Origin of the sequence: Reyranella sp., assembly GCF_965279625.1 — a bacterium.
In the GTDB taxonomy this organism is placed as follows: Bacteria; Pseudomonadota; Alphaproteobacteria; order Reyranellales; family Reyranellaceae; genus Reyranella.
Genome location: NZ_OZ257251.1, coordinates 3,701,858 through 3,724,149, shown reverse-complemented (window position 1 = coordinate 3,724,149; position 22,292 = coordinate 3,701,858). Strand labels below are relative to the sequence as shown.

At 62.6% G+C, this 22,292-nt stretch carries 21 protein-coding genes, 1 tRNA gene and 1 pseudogene; 15 read left to right on the top strand and 8 right to left on the bottom strand.

Features of this window, described 5'->3' with window-relative positions; genetic code table 11:
- Positions 1-39 precede the first annotated feature (39 nt).
- Positions 40-1,068, top strand: a complete 1,029-nt coding sequence (locus tag ACQY78_RS17995) for a methyltransferase domain-containing protein (protein WP_428677275.1) — start codon at positions 40-42, stop codon at positions 1,066-1,068.
- On the opposite strand, the gene rlmN is transcribed toward ACQY78_RS17995, so the two are convergent.
- Together rlmN and ACQY78_RS17985 are read right to left on the bottom strand one after the other, a co-directional pair.
- The gene (gene rlmN / locus ACQY78_RS17990) at positions 1,069-2,217 is read right to left on the bottom strand and encodes a 23S rRNA (adenine(2503)-C(2))-methyltransferase RlmN (protein ID WP_428677273.1); all 1,149 of its coding nucleotides are present in this window, start codon (positions 2,215-2,217) and stop codon (positions 1,069-1,071) included.
- Positions 2,218-2,270: 53 nt separating this feature from the next.
- The gene (locus tag ACQY78_RS17985; RefSeq protein WP_428677271.1) at positions 2,271-2,837 is read right to left on the bottom strand and encodes an RNA methyltransferase; all 567 of its coding nucleotides are present in this window, start codon (positions 2,835-2,837) and stop codon (positions 2,271-2,273) included.
- An 83-nt stretch (positions 2,838-2,920) separates the two neighbouring features.
- On the opposite strand from ACQY78_RS17985, the gene ACQY78_RS17980 reads away from it, so the two are divergent.
- Entirely contained in the window at positions 2,921-4,171 is a 1,251-nt protein-coding gene (locus ACQY78_RS17980; protein WP_428677270.1) for a class I SAM-dependent methyltransferase, read from the top strand.
- 22 nt (positions 4,172-4,193) lie between these two features.
- Positions 4,194-5,123: a hypothetical protein gene (locus tag ACQY78_RS17975; protein ID WP_428677268.1), complete on the top strand. Its 930-nt coding sequence runs from the start codon at positions 4,194-4,196 to the stop codon at positions 5,121-5,123.
- Positions 5,124-5,268: 145 nt separating this feature from the next.
- On the opposite strand, the gene ACQY78_RS17970 is transcribed toward ACQY78_RS17975, so the two are convergent.
- The gene (locus tag ACQY78_RS17970) at positions 5,269-6,264 is read right to left on the bottom strand and encodes a D-2-hydroxyacid dehydrogenase family protein (RefSeq protein ID WP_428677267.1); all 996 of its coding nucleotides are present in this window, start codon (positions 6,262-6,264) and stop codon (positions 5,269-5,271) included.
- A gap of 55 nt (positions 6,265-6,319) precedes the next feature.
- On the opposite strand from ACQY78_RS17970, the gene ACQY78_RS17965 reads away from it, so the two are divergent.
- Positions 6,320-7,204, top strand: coding sequence for a TauD/TfdA dioxygenase family protein (locus ACQY78_RS17965; protein ID WP_428677266.1), 885 nt, complete (start codon positions 6,320-6,322; stop codon positions 7,202-7,204).
- Between the two features lie 20 nt (positions 7,205-7,224).
- Here ACQY78_RS17965 and panC read toward each other — a convergent pair whose 3' ends face one another.
- Entirely contained in the window at positions 7,225-8,097 is an 873-nt protein-coding gene (panC, locus tag ACQY78_RS17960) for a pantoate--beta-alanine ligase (RefSeq protein WP_428677264.1), read from the bottom strand.
- Between the two features lie 199 nt (positions 8,098-8,296).
- Here panC and ACQY78_RS17955 point away from each other — a divergent pair, with 199 nt between their 5' ends.
- Entirely contained in the window at positions 8,297-9,085 is a 789-nt protein-coding gene (locus tag ACQY78_RS17955; protein ID WP_428677262.1) for a hypothetical protein, read from the top strand.
- Positions 9,086-9,883: 798 nt separating this feature from the next.
- Here ACQY78_RS17955 and ACQY78_RS17950 read toward each other — a convergent pair.
- Positions 9,884-11,572, bottom strand: coding sequence for a sulfatase-like hydrolase/transferase (locus ACQY78_RS17950; protein WP_428677260.1), 1,689 nt, complete (start codon positions 11,570-11,572; stop codon positions 9,884-9,886).
- Between the two features lie 513 nt (positions 11,573-12,085).
- Between ACQY78_RS17950 and ACQY78_RS17945 the strand changes: the two are divergent.
- The 6 genes and pseudogenes from ACQY78_RS17945 to ACQY78_RS17920 form a co-directional block, all read left to right on the top strand.
- Positions 12,086-12,238 (top strand): annotated as a pseudogene (locus ACQY78_RS17945) (IS5/IS1182 family transposase); the annotation flags it as partial.
- A gap of 752 nt (positions 12,239-12,990) precedes the next feature.
- A complete protein-coding gene (locus ACQY78_RS17940; protein ID WP_428677259.1) occupies positions 12,991-14,085 on the top strand; it encodes a recombinase family protein in 1,095 nt (364 codons plus the stop codon).
- A gap of 340 nt (positions 14,086-14,425) precedes the next feature.
- Entirely contained in the window at positions 14,426-15,115 is a 690-nt protein-coding gene (locus ACQY78_RS17935) for a hypothetical protein (protein WP_428677257.1), read from the top strand.
- 75 nt (positions 15,116-15,190) lie between these two features.
- Positions 15,191-15,559 carry a hypothetical protein gene (locus ACQY78_RS17930; protein ID WP_428677256.1) on the top strand — a complete coding sequence of 123 codons (369 nt, stop codon included), beginning with the start codon at positions 15,191-15,193 and terminating at the stop codon, positions 15,557-15,559.
- Complete coding sequence (locus ACQY78_RS17925; protein ID WP_428677254.1) at positions 15,526-16,347, top strand: hypothetical protein; 822 nt, start codon at positions 15,526-15,528, stop codon at positions 16,345-16,347. The genes ACQY78_RS17930 and ACQY78_RS17925 overlap by 34 nt, the downstream gene beginning before the upstream one ends.
- 14 nt (positions 16,348-16,361) lie before the next feature.
- Positions 16,362-16,691: a helix-turn-helix domain-containing protein gene (locus tag ACQY78_RS17920; RefSeq protein WP_428677253.1), complete on the top strand. Its 330-nt coding sequence runs from the start codon at positions 16,362-16,364 to the stop codon at positions 16,689-16,691.
- 969 nt (positions 16,692-17,660) lie between these two features.
- On the opposite strand, the gene ACQY78_RS17915 is transcribed toward ACQY78_RS17920, so the two are convergent.
- Positions 17,661-17,735: transfer RNA gene (locus ACQY78_RS17915), tRNA-Gly, on the bottom strand.
- A gap of 112 nt (positions 17,736-17,847) precedes the next feature.
- On the opposite strand from ACQY78_RS17915, the gene ACQY78_RS17910 reads away from it, so the two are divergent.
- The 4 genes from ACQY78_RS17910 (at position 17,848) to ACQY78_RS17895 (ending at position 21,098) form a co-directional block, all read left to right on the top strand.
- Entirely contained in the window at positions 17,848-18,342 is a 495-nt protein-coding gene (locus ACQY78_RS17910) for a prolyl-tRNA synthetase associated domain-containing protein (protein ID WP_428677252.1), read from the top strand.
- A gap of 32 nt (positions 18,343-18,374) precedes the next feature.
- Positions 18,375-19,286 carry a metal ABC transporter solute-binding protein, Zn/Mn family gene (locus tag ACQY78_RS17905; RefSeq protein WP_428677250.1) on the top strand — a complete coding sequence of 304 codons (912 nt, stop codon included), beginning with the start codon at positions 18,375-18,377 and terminating at the stop codon, positions 19,284-19,286.
- Between the two features lie 83 nt (positions 19,287-19,369).
- Positions 19,370-20,842 carry a GSCFA domain-containing protein gene (locus ACQY78_RS17900; RefSeq protein WP_428677249.1) on the top strand — a complete coding sequence of 491 codons (1,473 nt, stop codon included), beginning with the start codon at positions 19,370-19,372 and terminating at the stop codon, positions 20,840-20,842.
- Between the two features lie 13 nt (positions 20,843-20,855).
- On the top strand, positions 20,856-21,098 hold the full coding sequence (locus ACQY78_RS17895; RefSeq protein WP_428677247.1) for a hypothetical protein: 243 nt from the start codon (positions 20,856-20,858) through the stop codon (positions 21,096-21,098).
- 7 nt (positions 21,099-21,105) lie between these two features.
- Here ACQY78_RS17895 and folD read toward each other — a convergent pair whose 3' ends face one another.
- Both folD and ACQY78_RS17885 read right to left on the bottom strand, forming a co-directional pair.
- Positions 21,106-22,008 carry a bifunctional methylenetetrahydrofolate dehydrogenase/methenyltetrahydrofolate cyclohydrolase FolD gene (gene folD, locus ACQY78_RS17890; protein ID WP_428677246.1) on the bottom strand — a complete coding sequence of 301 codons (903 nt, stop codon included), beginning with the start codon at positions 22,006-22,008 and terminating at the stop codon, positions 21,106-21,108.
- Complete coding sequence (locus ACQY78_RS17885) at positions 22,001-22,273, bottom strand: DUF167 domain-containing protein (RefSeq protein WP_428677245.1); 273 nt, start codon at positions 22,271-22,273, stop codon at positions 22,001-22,003. The genes folD and ACQY78_RS17885 overlap by 8 nt, the downstream gene beginning before the upstream one ends.
- Positions 22,274-22,292 lie beyond the last annotated feature (19 nt).

Genomic DNA, 22,292 nt, shown 5'->3' with positions numbered 1-22,292 from the left:
GCCGCAAAGAGGCTATAATCGGAGCGAGAATAGCATCCCATGGTTTCCCCCCTCGACCGCCTCTCCTACGCCGCCCGCCAGACCGCCCGGGTCGCCTGGTATGCCGGCCACTATGCCGCCGGCCGCCGCCTGATGAAGCCCATGCCCAAGCCCGATTTTCCCGTCGGGCCGACGCCCGGCCGCGCCGAGCTGACCGCCGAGATGCGTGCAGTGTTCGGGCGGGAATGGCGCGATGTCGCGGACGGCCTGTTTCCCGCGCCGCGCCCCCTTCGCCCGGAGCCTGCCGAGTTCCTGCGCCGCAGCCTGCTCTATTTCCGCGACCTGCCGCAGGTCGACGCGCGGCGGCACGGTGCCCTCGACGACGAGCTGCCGCCCGGCACCCAGGCCGACGGCCTGCCAGACTATTACCGGCAGAATTTCCATTTCCAGAGCGACGGCTGGCTCTCCGACCACTCGGCCGCCCTGTACGACACCCAGGTCGAGGTCCTGTTCACGGGCGCCGCCGACGTCATGCGCCGTCGCGCCCTGGCGCCGATTGCCGCCTGGCTCGCGGACCGCAACCAGCGCGACGTCCGCGGCCTCGATGTCGGCTGCGGCACCGGCCGCCTGCTCGCCACGCTGCATGGCGCCTGGCCCGGCCTGAAGCTCACCGGAGTCGACCTCAGCCGCCCCTATCTCGACGAAGCCCGCCGCCTGATCGGCCGCACGGCGCGGGTCAAGCTCGACGAGGCGGCGGCTGAATCCCTGCCCTTCGCCGAAGCGAGCCTCGACCTGGTCGTCTCCTCGTTCCTGCTTCACGAGCTGCCCAGGGAAATCCGCGCCAAGGCGATCGCTGAAATGGCGCGCGTCGTGAAGCCCGGCGGCCTCGTGGTGATCGTCGATTCCCTGCAGAAGGGCGACCGCCCCGACTGGGACGGCCTGCTCGACCTCTTCCCGCACTACTTCCACGAGCCGTATTACGCCCAGTACACCGCCGGCCGTCTGGAAGAGTGGTTTGAGGGGGCCGGGCTGCAGCCCGTCTCGACTGAGAACGCCTTCCTGTCGAAGGTCGCTGCTTTCACGAAGTAGCTACAGCGCGACCTTCTCGCCGCGCTGGCGCAGGCTGGCACTCTTGAGCTGGCCGCAGGCGGCGGAGATGTCGCGGCCGCGGGGCGTGCGCACGGGGGCGCTCAGGCCGCCATCGTTCACGATCTCGGCGAAGCGGTGGATGCGGTTGTTGGAGCTGCACTCGTAGGGCGCACCCGGCCAGGGATTGAACGGGATCAGGTTCACCTTGGCGTGGATCGGCTTCAGGATGCGCACCAGCTCGCGCGCGTCGGCGTCGCTGTCGTTGACACCCTTCAGCATCGCGTACTCGAAGGTGATGCGCCGGCTGTTGCGGGCGCCAGGATAATCGGCGCATGCCTTCAACAACTCGGCGATCGGCCACTTCCTGTTGATCGGCACCAGCGTGTCGCGCACCTCGTCGCTGACGGCGTGCAGCGACACCGCGAGATTGACGTCGAGCGCCTCGCCCACCTTCGGGATCATCGGCACGACGCCTGAGGTCGAAAGGGTGATGCGGCGGCGGCTGAGCGCAATGCCCTGGTCGTCCATGACGATCTTGAGTGCCGCGACGACATTGTCGAAATTGTAGAGCGGCTCGCCCATGCCCATCATGACGATGTTGCTGAGCATGCGCTGGGCATCGGCGGTCGGCGTCGGCCATTCGCCGTAGCTGTCGCGCGCCACCATGAACTGGCCGACGATTTCATCCGGCGTGAGGTTGCGCACCAGCGGCTGGGTACCGGTGTGACAGAAGGTGCAGGTGAGCGTGCAGCCGACCTGGCTCGACACGCAGACCGAGCCGCGATCAGTCTCCGGGATGTTCACCGTCTCGGCCTCGTTGCCGTCGGCGAAGCGCAGCAGCCATTTGCGCGTGCCGTCGACCGAGCGTTGCTCGGTCACGATCGAGGGCCGCTCGATCACGAACTGGTCGGCGAGACGATCGCGCGCCCTCTTGGCGATGTTGGTCATGCGCCCGAAGTCGGTGACACCGTGCCAGTAGATCCACTGCCAGATCTGGGCAGCGCGGAACGGCTCCAGCCCGGCCTCGGCCAGCGCGGTCTTGAGCCCGTCGCGCGACAGCCCGATCAGATTGCGGCGCAGGTCGTTGCGGCCGTGCGCGGCGGCGCCGGGCTCGAGGATCTGCAGCGGTTCGGTGGGCAGGACGGACATGGAGCGCGTGAGATAGTCGCCGCACTCCCGCTGCGCAACCGCGCCGGCGTAAACTATTGTTTTTCCTGCGCTTTTTTTCGCAGCCTGAGCCGCTCCTTGCGCTTGTAGAGCGGTTCACCGAACACCGGCACGTCGAGTGCCTCGGTCGGCGCGCCCTCGCCGACCGGCCGCGGCGCGTGCCGGCCGAGGCTGATCAGCCGGTCGTACATGACCAGGGCGCCGGCGGTGCCGAGATTGACCGAGAAGCGCGTCGGGATTTTCACGACGTAGTCGCAGAGCGACTGAACGCCGGGCGACAGGCCCTCGCGCTCGGACCCCAGGATATAGGCGCACTGGCGCGGATGCCGAAAACTCGGCAGCTCGATCGCATCGTCTGTGATCTCGATGCCGACCACCCGGCAGCCCAGCGGCAGGCGGAAGCTTTCGAGATCGGCAAAACGGTAGGTCGGCACCGACAGCGGCGTGTCCGACGTGTCGGCCAGTGCGCCGGCGCGCGCGTCGTACTGCGCGCGCAGGGTGAAGACGAACGAGGCGCCGAACGCGTGGGCCGTCCGGAACAAGGTGCCGACATTCATCGACTTGCTCGGACCTTCGATACCGATGCCGAAATAGCCTTTCATGGCCCTTCGATTTGTTGCAGTAATGACTGGCAGGCGTTGCCACCCTCCCGGTAGCGCCCAGCCCGCCGTCAAACAAGGCCCTGATGACCCTTACCTCGCCGTTGGACAGCGTTCGCGCCCAGTACGAGGCTCTGCCCTATCCTGCCCGAGACCCGCGAGACGAGGCGATCCGCCTGATCACGGGCACGCCGAGCCATGTCCTCGAGATCAATCATTATCTCTTCTCCGGCCGCCTGAACTTCATCCGGCCGTTCCGGGCGCTGGTCGCCGGCGGCGGCACGGGCGATGCCTGCATCATGCTGGCCCAGCAGCTGGTCGATCGCCGCTGCCCCGGCGAGGTCGTCTATCTCGACCTGTCGACGGCCTCGCGCCAGATCTGCGAGGCGCGGGCCAAGGCGCGCGGCCTGCGCAATATCCAGTTCCTGACCGGCTCGCTGCTCGACCTGCCGACGATGAACATCGGCCACTTCGACTACATCGACTGCACCGGCGTGCTGCACCATCTGCCCGACCCGACCGCCGGGATGCAGGCGCTGGCCAGCGTGCTGCATGCCGACGGCGGCATGGGCGTCATGCTCTACGGCGAATATGGCCGCAGCGGCGTCTACCCGCTGCAGGAGCTGCTGCAGACCATCGCGCCGCCGTCGATGGCGATCGAGGACCGCTTGGCCATGGCCAAGCGCCTGATCCGCTTCCTGCCGACGACCAACCTGTTCCGCCGCAATCCCTACCTGAACGACCATGTGACGGGCGGCGACGCCGGCCTCTACGACCTGCTGCTGCACAGTTGCGACCGCGCCTTCACGGTGCCGCAGATCGGCAAGATGGCCGCCGCCTCCGGCCTGAGGGTCGTGGCCTTCCTCGAGCCGGTGCGCTACGAGCCCGCCACCTACATGAGCGATCCGGTGATCGCCCGTCAGGCCAGTTCGCTGCCGCTGATCGAGCGCGCGGCCTTCGCCGAGCGTCTCGCCGGCAATGTGCGGACCCATGTCTTCTATGCCACGCGCGCCGGCTTCGACACGGTCGCGCGCCCCGAGGACACCTCGGCCATTCCGGTGCTGCGCGAGATGGATGCGCAGAAGTTCGCCGCGGGCCTGCAGCCCGGCGCGCCGCTGGTCGCCAACCTCGACGGCTTTCCCTGGCGGGCCCAGCTTCCGCCGCTGGCGCCGCGCATCATCTCGCAGATCGACGGCCGCCGGACGGTCGCGGAGATCTACACCTCGCTCGGCACCCAGGGCGGCCTGCCGCAGTGGGAGGATTTCTACACCCAGTTCGAGGACCTCTACGTCAAGCTGAACGGCGTCAATCACCTGCTGCTGCGCTTCCGCACCTGAAACCAAACCTGCCGAATCCGCAATGAGCGGCCACGTCCTGACCATTGCGCTCGGCAACTCCCTCCTCTGGTCGGTCTATCTCCTTCTGACGCGCCACGTCGTGAGCGGCGCCCAGCTCGATGCCTGGGCCTACACACTGGTGCAGCTGCTGACGGCGGGCCTCGCGATGTTGTGGGTCGGCCGCCGCACGCCGGGAAGCTGGGCCGACCTGCTGGTGCCCTGGACGGTCTGCTACGCCTTCATGCGCGTGATCATCAACGGCTGCACGGCCGCCGCCATCGTCTGGCTGGCGGTCACCCAGAGCACGCTCCTGTCCACGATGAGCGTGCTGATCGGCGCGGCATCGGGCTGGGCGCTGACGCGCCAGGCGCCGGCGCGGCGCGACTGGCCGGGCCTCGCGCTGCTGGCGGTCGGCATAACGGCTTTCGCCGCCGGTCTGGGGTCGGAGACGGCGTGGCGCGGCGTCGCCTGGCTGATCGCCTCGGAGGCCATCGCGGTCGCGGCCTCGTGGATGATCGCCTACCATCCGCGCAATCGCGCGGCCGAGCCGGCGGCGCGCAGCCGCTTCACCGGCGAGATCCTGGTCGCCGCCTCCCTGGCGCTGATCCTGGTCTGGACGCTGGCCGGTCTCGCCGGCGCCATGGCCTCGCCCTGGGCGGGCGGCGGCGACGCTTTCGGCCGGATCGAACTCTGGCTCTACGCCATCCTGGCCGGCCTGCTGTTCCGCGCGCCGGGCACCTGGCTCGGCTTCTGGACCATCAACCACTCGGGCGTGCAGACCTACCTGATCGCGCTCACCGCCATGCCGTTCTTCGCCATCGCGCTGGAAGCCCTGTTCGCCCGCCTGGGCTGGCTGACGCCCGCGACCCTGACAACGCCGGAATGGCTGGCCGCCGGTGTGATCCTCGCCGGCGCCGTCTGGCTGATCGTGGTCAGGGTGCGAACGAAATAGCCTCTCAAGAAGCACCGCGAGCAACATTGTTGCGCCGCCGGTCATCCCGATACAGGATCCCGGGGGGTGCGACATTGACTTCGTTGGTTTCGTTTATTTCGTTTGTTTCGTTTATTCGCCACGCCCCACCTTCTTCAACGGCCTGTCAGGCCTTCTTCAGCGCGTCCGGATTGAGGACGTTGATCGGCGTGCCGTCGAGCCAGGCTTCGATGTCCTTGATCGTGCCCTCGTAGAAGTGCCGGTAGCTCTCCTCGACGACGTAGCCCAGGTGGGGAATGAGCGTGATGTTGTCGAGCTTGGTGAAGGGATGGTCGGCCGACAGCGGCTCCTTGTCGTAGACGTCGAGGCCGGCGTGCAGGATCGTGCGGTTCTTCAGCGCCTCGATGAGCGCCGCTTCGTCCACGATCGGACCGCGCGACGTGTTCACCAGGATCGCGGTCTTCTTCATCTTCGCGAGGTCGGCGGCGCCGATCAGGCCGCGCGTGCGATCCGAAAGGGCGAGATGGATCGACACGAAGTCCGACGTCGCCAGCAGCTCGTCCTTGCTCACGTACGTCGCGCCGCCCGCTTCCGCCTTCTCGGGCGTGAGGTTCTGGCTCCACGCCACCACCTCCATGCCGAACGCCTTGGCATAACGCGCCGCGCGGCTGCCCAGCTTGCCGAGGCCGAGGATGCCCAGCCGCTTGCCCTCGAGCACGACCATCTGCTCGATGCCGTCGTGCCACTTGCCCTGGCGTGCCAGCCGCTCGGCCTTGGCGAGATCGCGCGCGCACATCATCAGCAGCGCCCAGCCGAGTTCCGCGGTCGGCGCGTTCGAGGTGCCGCCCGGCGTCGTCGAGACCGGAATGCCGCGCTCGGCGGCCGCCTTGTCGTCGAGGCTCGCAGCGCGGGCGCCGGTCAGCACCATGAACTTGAGGTTGGGCAGCTTTTCGATCAGCGCCCGCGGGAAGGCGGTTCGCTCGCGCAGTAATCCCAGCATGTCGAAGGGCGCCAGCTTCTGCGCCGCATCCTCGACCGACGTGAAGGGCTCCTGGAAGACCGTGATCTCGATACCGCGCTTCCTGAGGCGGTCCCAATCGGCCATGCGCAGGGCGACCTTCTGGTAATCGTCGAGCAGGGCGAGCTTCATGGTTTGCGGCATGGCGTTTCCTGGGAGAGAATGTTTTGCAAAAGCACTATAGCCGCGGGAGGCGGTCGTGAGCATCACCGTTACGCCAACTCACCCTGAATTCGTCGCCGAGATTTCCGGCGTCGACGTGGCAAAGCCGTTGAGTCCGGACGACCGGCAGACGATCGAGGATGCCATCAACCGCTACGCGGTCGTGGTGTTCCGCGGCCAGACACTCGACGACGATCGGCAGGTCGCCTTCGCCGGCAATTTCGGCCCGATCGAATCCTCGGCGCTGAAGCTCCGGCATCGCGACATCAAGCACCGGATCGCATCGAGCCAGGTCGCCGACATCTCCAACCTCGACGGCGACGGCAACGTGATGAAGCCCGATGCGCGTCGCCGGCTCGATGGCCTCGCCAACCGGCTCTGGCATACCGACGCCTCGTTCCGCGCCGTGCCTGGCGGCCTGTCGATGCTCTATGCGCATGTCATTCCCGACGCAGGCGGCGACACGGAATTCGCCGACATGCGCGCAGCCTACGATGCGCTGCCCGAGGCGAAGAAGAAGGAGCTGGAAGGGCTGGTCGCCGAGCATTCGATCTGGCGCTCGCGCGAACAGCTCGGCGTCGTGCAGTACACGGACGAGGAGCGCGCCTCGCTGCCGCCGGTGCCGCAGCGGGTTGTGCGCACCCATCCCGGCTCGCACCGCAAGACGCTGTATCTCGCGGCGCACGCCTCGCACATCATCGGCCTGCCGGTGGCCGACGGGCGCCTGATCATTCTCGACCTGATCGAGCACGCGACCCAGCCGCGCTTCGTGCATGCCCATCGCTGGGCGAAGGGCGACCTGGTGATCTGGGACAATCGCTGCACCATGCATCGGGCGCGCCCGTTCGACACGACCAAGGTGCGCGATCTGCGGCGCGTGACCACGCGCGACGTCGCCTCGACGCTCGAACAGGCGGCCTGACCCTCTCGTCAGGCGCCCGCTCAGACCGCCAGATTGTCGATCAGGCGCGTGCGGCCGAGGCGGGCGGCGGCGATGACGCGCGCTGGACCCGCGGCATGCTCGAGCGGCTTCAGGCTCTCGGCATCGACCACGGTAAAATACTCGACGATATCGAACCCGCCGTCGCGCAGCGCCTGGGATGCCGTTGCCGTGGCTTCGGCGCAGGAGGCCTTTCCGCCGCGCACCGTGTCGGCGACCTTCACGAGCTGCTTGTACATGCCCAGCGCCTTCGTGCGCTCGTCGGGGCTGAGGTAGCGATTGCGCGACGACATCGCGAGCCCGTCCGCCTCGCGCACCGTCGGCATGCCCACGATCTCGAACGGCATGGAGAGATCGCGCACCATGCGCTTGATGACCTGGAGCTGCTGGTAATCCTTCTCCCCGAAATAGGCGCGATCGGGCATCGCCATCAGCAGAAGCTTGCTCACCACGGTGGCGACGCCCTGGAAATGACCGGGCCGCAGCGGACCGCACAGGCCGTCGGTGATGCCGGCGACCGTCACGGTCGTGAGCTGCTCGCCGGGATACATCTCGTCCTTGCTCGGCGCGAAGGCGATGCGGCAGCCCGCGTCGCGCAGCTTGTCGAAGTCGCCCTCTTCGTCGCGCGGATAGGCGGAGAAATCCTCCTTCGGCCCGAACTGAGTCGGATTGACGAAGATGCTGGTCACCGGCACGTCGCCGCGCTCGAGCGCGCCCTTCACCAGGCTGACATGGCCTTCATGCAGCGCGCCCATGGTCGGAACCAGACCGACGGTACGACCGGCCATCCTGAAGGCAGAAACCGCCTTGCGCAATTCCGCGACGGTGCGCACCACCGCGAGACCACGTTCCTGGGGCTGGCTGTCCTTGATCATCAGGCGATACTCTCCGCTGTGAAATTGCCGGGGGACCTTGGCAATCATCGCCCGCGACCGCAAATGCCCCGGAAGGCCCGTCCTTTTCGCCGGTTACGACCGGTGTTTGCCTTGCGGCCCCACTCATGCAACCGTTCGGATCGAGAAGCTTGCCGGCCGTCGAGGCCCATCGAGCGATCGTTCATGACTGCGGACGCCAATGATCCAGTACCTGTTTGATTTCGACGATTGGATCGTCGGCGCAGCCATCGTCTGCCTCTATCTGATATCGGCGATGCTCCTGTGTGGTGTCGCTCTGTGGCCTCCGCTTCGCACGAGAGTGAAGATCATCGGCTGTGCGACACAAGACCTGCTTTTCTTCCTCGGCGTCCTGTTCAGCCTCAGCATCGGATTCCTCGCTGTCGAGATCGAGGATCGCATAGAGAAAGCGGCGAGCGCGCTCAGCGTGGAAGGCAATTCCCTTCGAGGGATCGCGTCGATCCTGAAGGTGGAAGGCCCGGAGGCAGCGAAGGTCAGGGCCGCCGCTCGCAGTTACCTGGAAGCGTCCATCAAGCGGGAGCTTTCTGGCCATCGAGCGGCGATGGAGTTTTCGACAGCCTCGCAGAAGATGGAAGAGCTTGGCGCGGCCGCGGCGGCTCTCACCGGATCCGATGCGGTAAGCGCACCGGTTCGCAACATGATACTCGAGCTGGCCCTGCGAGCATCGGATGCACGCGCTCGCCGAATCGGCCTGATGCGCGCCGAGCCCAACGAGCTGAAATGGGCCCTGCTCCTCTATCTGCTGTTTTCGATCCAGATCGCGGTGGTCCTGATCCATGGCGCGGATACACGCCGGATGGTCGTCCACCTCGTGTTGATATCCCTCGCCGGGAGCCTGAGCATAGCGGCCGGCGCACTGACGGAAGATCCGTTCACCCAGCCCCGAATGGTATCCATCGCTCCCTTGGAAGCGGCCTTGGACGCCCTGTCGCAAATTGACCGCCGATGATCGGTCGTACGTGACGTCCGGCCCGGAGTTCTCTCGCGAGAACTCCGCCCATCGTGCCAATCTTCGTCTCTGCGGTTTTGTCCGGACTGGCATTAAAGCCATATCCGGAAATTGGAGCGGGCGAAGGGATTCGAACCCTCGACCCCGACCTTGGCAAGGACAAAGGGTAGGCTAACGCATTGATCTTGCTGCGCACGATGAACCGCGACGTGCCACGATGCGCAGGAACATACCACGAATGACGCGCAACTTGCGCGCGCCCTAATCCCGGCTACGCGTCGCATCAATGTTGGCGGCTTCCGCCGGCACGCTCTTCTTCCGCTTGCTCATGATAGGCTCCTTTGCGTTGCAGCTGGCCGGTCACTCGCCGGCGACACGTGCATTCGCTTCCGGTGCCCGGAAGCTCAAGCCGAAACACGGATCATGGCATTGCGAATGCTGCCCTCAGGGAGCAATTCCATGGCTGGCTGAAGCACGAGCTTTGATTACCGAATCACCACCACGGGTTCGAATCCCGTCCTGTCCGCCAGAGCGCTCTGTTCTTGGCTGTGATACGTGCATTTTTTGATGTACGTGTGTTTTCATCTCACATTTCTTCATACTCGCCAGCATGCATGGTCGAGAACCGGCATCAGGAGTTTATTAGGACCTAACCGGACATCGTCGTGATCAACGATCAGGTACACCACGCCCTGGGGCAAGATCCAACGCCGTCCTTGACGGGACAATCGAACGATCAGGAGACGCCAATTCTTCCAACTTGACCGTGGTCCGAAGAATCAGGGCAGGTCAAGACGATCAATGGTCATCATAGATTCTCAAGTCACGCCCTGCACGGAATTGTCGGCGCCGACCAAACGTTTGACTATCAAGAAGGCTGAGATCCAACTTGCCAGACAACTGCTCACGCTCATACCCCATTGCAAGCAAGATGGTCGGAAAGAGTTGGAAGTGGCTAGTGAAACCAAAGTTGGAAGCCGCTCCCACAGATAGAGCTGTTTTCCACTCCATATTGTTCGTCAATGCGAATAGCGGGACAATTACCTCAGTTTTAACGACAGAAGCGCTTTCACTGCAGTGCGATATCATTGTCGGTGTCTCGGACAGAGACTGACCATGATCGGATGTGTAGAAAAGTAGAGTATCGGACGGCAGGCCACCCCTCAAAAGTATCTCGAAAAAGCCATCCACCGACCACATAACTGCGTTCTTGTAGTGCCTGATGAGTTCGCTTTGATTCTTCAATGAGAATGGAGATTGAGAAGCTTCGAACACATTTCGCGAGGGCGGATACATTCTATTGTAGGGGAGATGAGTGCCGTACTTGTCGAGAAAAATGAACATGGGCGTCGGATCCTGGAGCAGGCCACGCAGCTTGGATGCAGCTACTTCGTCGCGAAGATATACTGGCATGTCTTCGACGATTATTCGCTCATCAATGAAGCTACGTTCTGTGGCCGTCATACCATTCAAAAGAGTGCTTATTGTTCCAAAAGTATCAATGTGAACTGTCTTAAAGCCGGCGTACTTAGCGTATTGCCAAATGGACGTACGACTACGGAGCGTTTTCCAAGATTCACCTAGGTCGCTCTCGCGTGTGCCAAATCTTACAGCCAATCTCGACTCCGTCGAGCAATTGGTAGCGGAAGTAGCGATTCCAAAGTTTATGAGTTCATTGTGCCCCGACGCCAGGAAAGGCGTTGTATTGACTAGCTTGTTGTTCAGCGAAATGTAGTCGCCCCGCACACTCTCATCCATGACCAGGATGATTTTGCGAAGATGGCTTGCGGGCACGGCTGCATAGATTACTTCCGCTATGGGCTGATCTTCGTTGGCGAGTCTACTTTTGTAGACATTGATGAATGAAGATACCGGTGATGGAAATGCACGAGTGTACCCGTCAGTCCGCCATAGAATGATCGCTATACCTAATCCCGCCATTCCTACGCAGACTGTGGGTACCCACCTGGCTAAAAGTGGGGGCTGTAGAAAGAAGACGAACAGAACTAGCAATGCAAAACATAAATTACGAAGAATCTTGTCTGCATAAGAGCCAACAGTTCCATCAAGTCCAAACCGAATATTCGATAGAATTGTGTTGGTGGTCTCGAGGGACGGAAAGTGTCCGCCAATGTCGAACATAACTAGGTCATAAGATACTCCGCCGAGCAAAATGACACTGATCAAGTAGCGGAATAAGGGATTTGAGATAAAGGGAGCAGCAAAAACCGAGGCAACGCAAAGACCGCAGACGAATAAATACGCAATCGATGCAAGAGTAGACTTTCGTTGTAGTAGATTCTCAAGGGTCCCAAGAATAGTTGGGTACCATCCATATGCAGCAGACGTGAGCCACTCAGGCAATACCGGGTCAATCGGACTAGCAGCTGGCCAAAGTGCTGCATCGTTATTCTTGTGCCACAGCAAACCAACCGTCGCTAACAAGAGCACAGCTGAGGCAGCAATCTTGGAAAATGTGATGAGCATTAGTCTAAGCTTACGGCGACTAGGAGGCATTTTCGAATCTCAACAACACCATTGGATGCCGTCAGAAGAGTCAGAAAGCATTTATCCGACATTCCCCAACTAAACCGGGCACTTTGTGAACGCTAGCATTCCGCCGGGTCGCGGGGGAAGCTATGGGCGGCCGATCCAGATTCCCGGGCGATCCCGCCGCGTCCACCGCCCATAACGAGCTTTGAGCCATCGATTTGGCCCTTCCCCTCGCCATTCCGACGCACTCCTCCCTGGTGGCGCCGCATTTACCCCGTCGCACGTAGCCGTCTGTCGGTCGCGCTGCTCCGTGTAGGCGGCGCATTGACGCAGGACAGGCAGTCGGCCGTGAAGAACGGCCAAGTGTTTGAAGGCGGGTCGCTTTTCGGCGGGGCGGCAGATTTTGGATTGCAAGGTTTGGCGTCTCGAGATCCTGGAACCTTGAGATTTCGTTTGGGGATTCCCTCTTCCGGCGAGCCGTGACTCGATGCCGTATCGGAGGGATCGATGCGGCCGAAGAAGCACGAGGCGACAAAGGAAGGCGATCTGTTCCGGGCCAGGCTCGACCAAATCATCAACACGAAGCATGAGCTCGTGCAGCTCGCCGGCAAGATCGACTGGGCGTGGATCGACGCAGAGATCGCACCGCTCTACAGCGACTAAGTGCCCCCCTCACTGAAACGAGTTCTGCTACACGCCGTAGTTCCGCAAGAACACTTTCTGCCGTGTAGTCAATAAGGCGGCGAAGCTCGAAAATGGGACGCTCAGATCGTTCAGACATGGCCCCGACTATGAAAAGTTACGAGACTCGCACACGTCAGTCAGCGGCGCCATTATTCGAGACGCCCTTAAATCGATTGACCTAATCCCGGTGACCCCCACGTTTTGGCCGTTGCTTCCGACCGGGCTTCAGCGTGGCAAGCTTGCCCGTCCCCGACATAATGAACAAGTCCGCTAAACGCACGCAACCTTTATGGGGTATATACTGGGCAGCATTGGCATGCATTGCTTTTGCGCAACAACTCCTTCATCGCCGCATATCCCAAGGCAACGTCACCCTATCAGCCCATCGGTTCGGCTGCCGTGGACAGGATGATGAATAGAGCTAACCCCTACGACAACCAAATCAATGCAATGAATAGCGCTCGTATGCTGAACCTTTGCGTCGAGGCCGTTCGGTCCGGTCGGACCAGCCCGAAACGCTTTCCCGAATTGGACAAGCGCGAATGACCGTAGTCGCGCTTCTGACAGTAATTGTATTCTGCTTCTGCCGGGCGGATTACCATTCCTCATGCGCCTATGCTCAGCTGCGCTTATTCTGCTTGGGCTCGCCGTCGCATATGTGCTTTGGGGCTCTGCCGCCCTTTGGGCAATCGGCGGTGTGGCTGCCATCGTAGCCGGGGCCTTTGTTTATGCGCTCGTTACTGAGCTTAGTCGGCCCCGAAAGCGCTTCCTTAGCGGCGGTCACTGAATACCACCCCGCATCGCCTCAGCAATGTATGCGAAATGCCCGTAGCGGGGCCCGCATTGGCCTTTTCATCGCGTCCTGCCCCTCCCCCTGCTCTCCACCCGCTATTGGGCCCAGCGTCGAAAATAAGAGGCCCCTCGGACACCTTTGGGGACGCCCCCGCAGCCTGTTTGCAATCGTTTGCAAATATGCCCGCGTTTGTCGGATTTGGATTGCAGAGCAGAAACGAAGGAGGTCAGAAACAGGTCTATCAACGTCGGATGCGACGTTTGTGGCACCGGATCGATTGGGGCCATCATCATGCTCGCCACTCGCTACATTGCTTACCACAGGGGTATCCACGGCACGCCAAGGCCGGTCCGGGCTCGGGCTGGACGCCCAACGCGAAGCCATCCGTCTCCACCTTTCTGCCGTAGGCGGGGAACTACTCGGGGAGCATACGGAAATCGAGAGCGGGCGTCGCAGTGATCGCCCTGAACTCCTAACGGCGTTAGCAGCCTGCCGCGTTCATCGAGCCACGCTCGTTATCGCGAAGCTCGACCGTCTCGCGCGCAATGTCGCATTCATATCGGCTCTGATGGACAGCGGGGTCGAATTTCTGGCTACCTACATGCCAGCCGCGAACCGGCTCACCCTGCATATAATTGCTGCCGTCGCTGAGAATGAAGCCCGTATGATTAGCGACCGTACGAAGGTTGCGCTCGCTGCCGCTAATCAGCGGGGGACCAGCTCGGGGGATTTCGGGGACGAGCCGCAACCTCCAAGCCGAGGGAATAACCTCAAATCGGGCAATCGCGGGGCGTCTCCAAGCGTTGAACATCCCGACGATGGGAAGCTACGACAAGCACGGCCGTCCTACTGGTCACGGGGGAGCGTGGCACGGGGCTCAAGTTGCCCGCATCCTCACGCGGTTAGCCACCATCGAAACCCCAGCACGCTAGCCCCCAAAACCGCAGTAGGTCGGAGCCCCCTCCCATGCGTGATATGTCTCGCTATCCGTGGGAAAAAATCGGATTTGCGATTTTCCCCCGAGGTCTGAAATTTCCAGAAGCGGGGGACCCTTCTTGCATCCTAGTCCTATATGGTACGGGGCTAGCTAACTTATAGTTCCCTATTCCCGTAGCGTTTTACAGAACCTCGCCATCGTAACCCATGCACGTAATCTCTAAGCGGACCAAGCATTTGCCTGCATGCCCCATCGTAATTCCAGCTTGGCCCCGCCTTGACCGGGTTTCGCACTGATATCCCCCCCTTTGTACTACCTATCGATTTGCAATCGTTTGCAAACCTCTCTCTTCGCCGTCTTTACAATAGATGCAAAAATGGCATCAAATTTTTGGGATGGCACGTGACGCGCCTCCCCGACATACAGCGCAAATATGAATTTCACCGGTGATCCGCGCATCTTGTTTGGGCATCATGTCAGCCCTGCGATTGGCGAAGCACGCAGCGCCAGAATCTCCACCTTTCGCTCAGAAGATATCGCCGAAGCGCGTGCGATCGGGCTGGGCCTTTCTTATACACGTGCGCTGTGTCTTCTCGCAGCCATTCGGCCCGTTGAACTCTACAAGCAATCACGAGATCGGCAGTACGAGAAGGCCCAGCATCGTCAATCACAGCGCAATGCGAAGCGACGACTAGCTCGACCTTTAACTCGCCCGCCACGACAGCTCGATGAATGGGAAGGTTCGCCGAGCATTCCTGCGTCTAGCGCCGACGCTCTCGCATTAAGCCCCGCGTATGAGTGGCTCTCCTTAATATTGGTCGGCTTCTCAGAAAATGAAGAATCCCAGCCGCATAAGCGCGTACCGCTTCTATTGATCGGGGATGTCCTCCCGCATCTATCCAAAAGACACGGAACGCTCCATCAAGCCCGGGAAAATCTGAGAAAAGCCATTAAGAGACCGTTCAAGCATCCGCCGTCGTCGGTCATCTGCCGCTTTCATGGTTTCTCCCCGCAGGTTGAAATCCCGGTGTTGGCAGCGAGCGTTTTTGAGCACTGGATCAAGTGCGTGTGCGCCGAGCAATCCCGTAGTGGCAGACCAAAATCCAAGCTGATTCGCGCTTAGCATCGCAGGTCCGTAGATCCTCCCCATCGCAGCTCATGAACGGTCCTGAACCGCTTCACATGATGGAGAAGTCAAATGTCACTACTCACACCAAACGACACTCTGCATCCTGCCTACATTCACCCCGACCGTATCGCGTTCCAGTTCTGCTATGCATCGCCACCGAATATTACCGCCTTCGCCTCTCGCATTGCACTCAACCGGCTCGTCTCAGACGGAAGAGACATGCCGGGTATGGCATTGTCGTTCGTTATCCCGGTCGACGGGGTGGAAGGGGGAGTACGCGTCAAGTTCACCAAGCCAAATTCCAGCAGGCCATTCTTCTTCAAGGTTTACCTAAACCCGCTGCAGCTTCTTCGCTCTCCACTCACGCTGGAAACGCAGAAGGATGGACGGCGGATTTCCTGTCTATGGGAGAGACGACCGCCGACAATTCATTTGTAGCCGCACGCGTCGCGGAGCTTCTCGTTCCCATTGAAACCGCTTTGGACAGCCTTGCTGACAGTCTAGCGAAGGCATTACGTGCGAGCGGCTTTTCGCTACTCCTCGAATGGCGATTGCACGCACTAGAACTCTGCGCAGATATTCAAACGGACGATCCCGCTCATATTGTTGAACGCGCGTACACGGGTATCCGAACGCACTTCAAAAATTCAATCGGTGCAACTTATCGGTCTGCGACGGCTTATCGCGGCGTGGAGGCTGATTCTCTCATGGCGTGGGGCTTTGCCCAAAAAGGCGAGCGGATCAAAGCCTACGAGAAGACCACGCGCCGGGTACGTTTCGAATGTTCGCTTGATAAGCAGGCCTTGGACAAGGTCTTGGCGGGAACCGAATACAGCAGAAAGCTAGATGACCCGGATGGTTTTCCGCGTCTTTGCAGAATGCTGTCGGTACACGTGGCGGGCCGGTTTGAGCACCTGACCAATGCCGTGCGCGACCGTCAAGTCGAAGGGCGTAGCCCAACACAATTTCTCGCGCTCGCCATAAGTGGACTTCGACTGGCGACCGTTGAGCAGGCTTTGTTGACCCTCGGTCGCAATGGGCGAATTAGCCGGGCATTCAACCCGGCGCTCATCAAAGCTTGGCAGACACGCGGCATACTTCGCCGGACCGTGCACGGCTATTACGCCGTGACTGAGGAATTTGGCAGCGCGCTTCGATCGATATTGCCGGTCGCAACCCACTCCGCGACTACACCCGGCCAGCCGAACCAGCCCCCCTCGATTTGAAGAAAGCTGCTCACATGAAAGCCGTTGATGAAGTCGGGTCGCAGGTTCGCGATCCGTGGCTCACCGAGCAGGAAGCTGCACGCCAATTACGTGTCTCTATCTCTACCATTCGCAATGAACGAAACCGCGGGCGATTAGGTCTTGCCCGCGTAGGCAAGCGTGTTTTGATTCCGATGTCAGCGCTCGACGCATACAAGCAAGCAGCAATCACAATCTCATGCCCGACTACAAACTCACCCAATTCGATTGGTCGCCTCGCTGGTACATCACATGGGCCGACGGTCGACGCTCACGGCGCGCTTCGACGGGCACGACAAATCGCGAGCAGGCACAACGGGTCCTAGCCGCTTTGATCATCGAGCGCGGCTCGACCGGCGAGACGACACTCGACAAGGTGTCTATCTCGGCGGTGCTGAATAACTACTACGATGGGTACGCTTACCGGCTTCCGAGTAAGGACGTGACACGGCCGATCACAAGCAGTTGGAGCAGCATTACGGGGTCGCTACCGTCTCTGTGCTTACCGGCCCGACCGGTCACAAGTCTTACGAGGATCAGTGCCGCAAGAAGGGGTTTAAGCCATCAACGATAAATCGTAGACGCGCTGTCCTTCGCGCTGCGCTCCATCATGCCTACAAGAATGGCCGCCTTCAATTCGTCCCGTACGTTGCAACGTTGCAGGAAGGACCCCCGCGCCCTCACTTTCTCACTCGAACGCAGGCGGCCCGCCTGTTGTGGGCTGCGCGGAGGCTCCCGTACGTCGCCTTGTTCATTCGCATTGCTCTTCGCACCGGAGCCCGACACTCGGCTATTCTTCAACTTACGTAGGATAGGGTAAACCTTGCGCGCGGCATCGTGGATTTCCGGTTGCCAGGTGTCGAGCATCGCAAGAAAAAGCGGGCAGTCCGGCCCATTCCGCTACGCCTGCTTGCGACGCTCCGGCGCCAGGCGCGACACGCAACCGCGGGATACGTCATCACGTGGAAGGAACAGCCCGTCAAAAGCGTAAAAAAGGCCTTCCGGACGCTTCGGAAGGAAACCGGGCTCTCGGTATCGGCTCACGTCCTTAAGCACACAGCGGTCACCTGGGGGCTCCAGCAAATCACTGTCTACGAGATGTCCCAGCTAACCGCGACCAGCACCAAGACGCTGGAACGGGTCTATGCGAAGGCCGAAGTCGAACATCTCCGCCACGCGTCCGAACGCGCAGCAACCGGCGGCGCGCGCAACTCGCGCGCAACCGTCCAGAAACCCGCCCAGCCTGCGGGGGCCGCAAAAGCGGCTCAAGTCATTGAAATCACTGGAAGAGTAGTTGGAGCGGGCGAAGGGATTCGAACCCTCGACCCCGACCTTGGCAAGGTCGTGCTCTACCCCTGAGCTACGCCCGCGCTCCGATCCGGCTGGGTAGGTGGCCGGAAGGCGGCGTTGATAGGGCTTTTCCGATGGCTTGGCAAGGGGCTGGCGAAAGGCTCTTTTCATGGGGTAGAGCCGTCACACACCATGCTTGATCCGCACCAACTGCTCGACCGCCTCGACGCGCTCGGCATCGCCCATCGCACCGTCGAACATCCGCCGGTCTTCACGGTCGAGGAGGCCAAGGCGCTGCGCGGCGACCTGCCCGGCCATCACATCAAGAACCTCTTCCTGCGCAACCGGAAGGAGGAGATGTGGCTGGTGGTGGCGCTGGAGGACCGTGCCATCGACTTGAAGAAGCTGGGCGAGCGGCTGGGCGCCGGCAAATTCTCGTTCGGTAGCCCCGACCGGCTGCGGCGCCATCTCGGCGTCGAGCCGGGCTCGGTCACGCCGCTCGCCGTCGCCAACGACCCGGAGCACAAGGTCAGGCTGGTTCTCGACCGCGGCCTCGCCGACGGCGACGGGCCAATCAATGCCCATCCGCTGGTCAACACGATGACCACGGCGCTCGGGCTCGCCGACCTGCTGCGCTTCTTCGAGGCGACCGGCCACACGCCGGAGTGGCTCGACTTTCCCCTGTAGCGTTATGTCATGTATCGTTATATTATAACGGAATGCTCCGTCGTGCATTCCTCCTGACACCGGCCCTGTTCGCCGTTTCCCTTCCGGCTTCGGCGCAGGCTCCGATCAAGGCCGTGGCGACCTTCTCGATCCTGGGGAACCTGCTGACCGAGGTAGCCGGCGACAAGGCGGTGGTGTCGCTCGTGGTCGGTCCCGACATCGACGCCCATGCCTACCAGCCGCGTCCCAGCGACGCGCGCGCGCTGGCCGATGCGCAGGTGCTGGTGAGCAACGGGCTGGGCTTCGAGGGCTGGATCGACCGGCTGGCCACGGCCGCCCCCTTCAAGGGCAAGCCGATCGTGGCCTCGACCGGCGTCGCGACCCTTCCGGCCGCGCCGAGCGCCGGCCATTCGCAGGGTCACTCGCACGAACACGGGCCCGATCCGCATTGCTGGCAGGACGTGCAGCGCGTTCGCACCTACGTCGCCAACATCGCCAAGGGCCTCGCCGAAGCCGATCCGACGAATGCCGCCTCCTATCGCGACCGCGCCGAGGCTTTCGATCGGCGCCTGGTCGAACTCGACGCCTGGGTGAAGGAAGAGATCGCCAAGGTGCCGGCCGACAAGAGGCGGGCGATCACCGGCCACGATTCCTTTCGCTACTTCTCCAGCGCCTACGGCGTGAAATTCCAGTCGCCGCGCGGCTACAATACCAGCACCGAGCCGTCGGCCCGCGACGTCGCCGCGCTGATCCGCGAGGCGCGCGAACACCGCATCAAAGCGCTGTTCGTCGAGAACATGACCAACCCCGGCCTGGTCGACCAGATCGCGCGCGAATCCGGCGCCGTGGTCGGCCCGCGGCTTTATACCGACGCGCTGTCAGGCCCGGACGGGCCGGCGCCGACCTACGAGAAGATGATGCGCCACAACGTGACGGCCCTCGTCGCGGGCATGCTGAAGAACTGACGTCACGCCGTCGGCGGAGAGCCGCCGGCTTTCCCCCAGCCACCCCGGGGTGCTAGCCATGTGTCCAGAGGGTCAGGGACACGATGCCAATTCGCCGGATCAGCGCTGCCGATGCCTATGGCACGCTCAAGACCAACCCCGACGGCAACTGGCCGCGTCGCGACGATCCCGCGAACCGGTTCGCACACTTCGCCGATCCATCGTTCAAGCCGCGTTTCATGCTGAAGCCCGGCCAGCGCATTTTCACCATCGGTTCCTGCTTCGCCCGCGGCATCGAAAGGACGCTCGCCGATCGCGGTTTCGACATTCCCACCCTGACCCTGCAGGTCGACAAGACCGGGTGGAGCGGCGATCCGACCACGATCCTGAACAATTACGTGCCGCCGGCGATCGCTCCGCAGATCCGCTGGGCGTTCGGCCTGGAGGAGTTCGACATCGGCCGGCATGCGGTCGAAGTCGCGGCAGGGCGATACATGGACCCGCAGCTGACACTCGGCTTCCGGCCGGTCTCCGCCGAGGCATTGATCAAGCGGCGGAACGACATCAGTGCGATCTATCGACACCTCGCCAGCAGCCACGTGGTGCTGATCACCCTCGGATTGATCGAGGCATGGTTCGACAATCGCTCGGGTCTGTACATCAACTGCCCGCCCCCCAAGGGCGTCATCCGGACCGATCCTTCGTGCTTCGAACTTCATGTCCTAGACTACGGCGACGTCACCCGCGCGCTTTCGGACCTCGTCGATCTGCTCGGCCGGGTGTGCCCGTGCGACCATCGCATCATCCTCACCGTGTCACCCGTGCCGCTCCAGGCGACCTTTACCTCGTCCAACGTGGCGGTCGCGAACTGCTACAGCAAGTCAGTCCTGCGAGCAGCGGTCGAACCGTTCGTCGCCAACCGGGACCACGTCGAATACTTCCCCTCCTACGAGAGCGTGGTCCTGACCGACCGTTCGGTCGCCTTCGTCGACGATCAGGTCCACATCGAGACGCCGATGGTGCGTTTCAACGTCGACCGCATGATCAACCGCTATGTCGAGACCGGGGACAACACCATTGCCAAGGTGATCGCACGCGCCCGCGAGGACACCACCGCCGGCCGCTTCCAGGCCGGGCTCAAGCGCCTGCAACAGGCCTGGGCCTCACATCCCGGGGATTCCGACCTCGCCATTGCGCTGGCGCGGGCGCATCTGAGGGCGGGTAGTGGCGCCGCCGCGGAAGCCCTGCTGCTCAATCAGCTCGAATCAGCGGAAAACGCCGTCGTGCGTACTCTTCTCGCGACCCACTACAACCGCAGCGGCCGCCACGACGAAGCCCGCGTTGCACGCCGAGAAAGCGTGCGAACACGGCAAGGCCCGGCTCGACGCGTCCCTGCAGCGCGTCGAGGCCTACTTTCATCTCGGCCGGCTCGAGGAGGGTCTCGTCGTCCTCGACAAGATCGCTTGGCCGCTCGAGCGCAAATCGCTGCTGCTCCTTTGGAAGGCGCGATATTGCGACAGGCTGGGGCGGCCTGCGGATGCAGAAGCCCTTTGGCGGGAGTGCAACGGCCTCGTTGAAAATCCGGTCTACATGGCGGCATTCGCCGAATTCCTGGCAACCCATGATCGCTGGCCGGAGGCCGCCGAATGGGTCGACCGGGCGCTGCTCCACGCCCCGAACGAGAAGACGGCCCTGCGCTTGCGCACGGAGATCAGAAAGGCCCGTCTGCCGGCGCGCCAGGCCGGCCACTCCACGCCTGTCACGGGAAGTCCCCTCCACAGCGCCGTGCGCTGGTCGACCGCCTTGATCAGGCGCGCCGTGGGAAAAGCCTGAGCGCCGCTCAGGCGGCCGTCATCGCCAATCCAGCCTTGTGGCGTGCGGCCTGCAGCGTGTTGAACATCAGACAGGCCACCGTCATCGGCCCGACCCCGCCCGGCACCGGCGTGATGTGCCCCGCCACCTTCTGCGCCTCGGCAAAGGCCACGTCGCCGACCAGCCGGCTCTTGCCCTCCGGCGTCGGGATGCGGTTGATGCCGACGTCGATCACCGCGGCGCCCGGCTTGATCCAGTCGCCCTTCACGAATTCGGTCCGGCCGATCGCCACGACCAGGATATCGGCCTGGCGGCAGACGGCCGGCAGGTCGCGGGTGCGCGAGTGCGTGATCGTCACCGTGCAATCGGCGCGCAGCAGCAGCTGCGCCACCGGACGGCCCACCAGGTTGGACCGGCCGACGATCACCGCATTGAGGCCCGACAGCGAGCCCAGCGCATCCTGCAGCAGCATCGAGACGCCGAGCGGCGTGCAGGGCACCGGGAAGTCGAGCGGGGCACCCGGTGCGATCGAGCCGAGGCGGCCGACGTTGATCGGATGGAAGCCGTCGACATCCTTGGCCGGATCGATGGCGATCAGGATCTGGGCCGTGTCGAGATGCTTCGGCAGCGGCAGCTGGACCAGGATGCCGTTGACCGCGGAATCGGCGTTGAGACGCCCGATCAGCTCCAGCAGTTCGGCCTGCGTTGTGTCCTCGGGCAGCTGGTGGTCGAAGCTCGCCATGCCGAGCTCGACCGCGAGCTTGCCCTTGCTGCGGACGTAGACCTGGCTGGCCGGATCGGCGCCGACCAGTACCGTGGCGAGGCCGGGCTTCGGCCCGCCCTTGGCCACCAGATCGGCAACACCCGCGCCCACGCGCTGGCGCAGACCGCCCGCGAAGGCTTTTCCATCGATCAGTTTCGCATCAGCCATTCTTGCGCATCCATTCGGCAATCCGGTCGGTGAGCGCAGCAGGATCGCCCGCGACCATGAGGGTCTTCTCTCGCGCCGTCCCGCCACGCACGATCTCGAAGGTCGATTTCGGAAGGCGCCACGCCTTCGCCAGCAGCGCGACGACAGCGTCGTTGGCTTTGCCATCCTCGGGCGCCGCCGTCACTGCGGCCTTGAGCGCCCCTTCAGGCGTGCGCTCGAGCGCGATACGGCGCGCCCGCGGCTGTACGCGAAGCTGGATGGTCACGCCGCCCGGGTTCCGGCGC